This is a genomic window from Liquorilactobacillus uvarum DSM 19971 (genome assembly GCF_001434935.1).
In the GTDB taxonomy this organism is placed as follows: Bacteria; Bacillota; Bacilli; order Lactobacillales; family Lactobacillaceae; genus Liquorilactobacillus; species Liquorilactobacillus uvarum.
Window position 1 is genome coordinate 1 of sequence record NZ_AZEG01000094.1, and the last position, 1,180, is coordinate 1,180.

Here is a 1,180-nt window from a genome sequence, read left to right on the forward strand (position 1 = left end):
TGCTCCTATGTCAATAAATGGCACATCTTTTTCTAAACACTCGTTCTAATTCTGTCGGAATTAAACCAACTGATGTAATTTGAGGTTCGGATTACCAAGTCCTCAAAATTGGAAAAAGTTGTTTGAAAGGCAAACTCTCTCTTCAACAATGAGTGAAAAGCTTCAATTGGCCCATTATCATAAGGATAACCTTGTTTTGAGTATGAGTGGCTAATCTGATGCCGTTCAAGTAAAGTTTCAACTTCGTTGCTGGTGTACTGTGAACCCATGTCAGAGTGAAAATATTGTGGCTTTTGATGACATTCAAGCGCCTGATTAATCGTTTCTACAACTAACGTCGCCTCCATCTGACGACCAATCTTGAAAGCAAGAACTTGATGAACCTTTGGTTCGTAAATAGAACTGAGATAAACCCAGGTTCCTGGACGTAATTCCAAATAAGTAATGTCAGCACGCCATATCCTTGCATTGGACTGGTGCTTGATTAAATTGGGGCGTTGTGAATGATCCACATGAGTGCCAGGTTTTTTAAATCGCCGATTCATTAAAGAGTGAATCTCCATTTCCCTCATTAATCGTAAAATTCGTTTTGACCCAACACAGATGCCTGACTTGCGAAGCACCATCGTTATTCGTGGATAACCATAGGCACGATAATTATTTTCCCAAATCAATTTAATTTTTTCTTTGAGCTGATTATCAACACGTTCGTGTTGACTAGGTTGATATCTTTTCCAATGGTAATAGGTGCTGCGCGGTAATTTCAGTGCCGAAAGAATAATTGATAAGCGGTGTCGCAATAACTGATCTTCTATGAAGACAAGGCAATTAATTCGTCCTAATGCTTTCCCAGTAACACCGCCGCAGCTTTTAAAATTTCAAGTTCCTCCTTTAATCGCTGATTTTCCTTTTGAAGTTGTTTGAATTCTTTGGACGTTACTTCAGTACCGTCTTCTAGCTCAACTGATTTAGCGCCTTTAACCCAGTTATGAATTGCGGCTGGAGAAACACCGTATTCCTCGGAAAGCGAGCGAATAGATCTTTTCTCTTCACGATGCATCTTCACAATGCTGGCTTTAAAATCATCTTGATATCGTTTCATTGGAATGCTCCTATCTTGTTTTATTAATTATGGCACAACTGTTCAGAAATTTATGTACCAAATACTAGGATAGGAGCA

General features: G+C 39.0%; 1 protein-coding gene. It reads right to left on the reverse strand.

The window, feature by feature from the left end; genetic code table 11:
• Positions 1–32: 32 nt before the first annotated feature.
• Positions 33–1,102 (reverse strand): IS3-like element IS1163 family transposase gene (locus FD20_RS12515; protein ID WP_157060941.1). Its coding sequence is split into 2 segments (ribosomal slippage): positions 33–874 and positions 874–1,102, totalling 1,071 coding nucleotides; the frame shifts between segments, so codons are not numbered across the junction.
• Between the last annotated feature and the right edge of the window lie 78 nt (positions 1,103–1,180).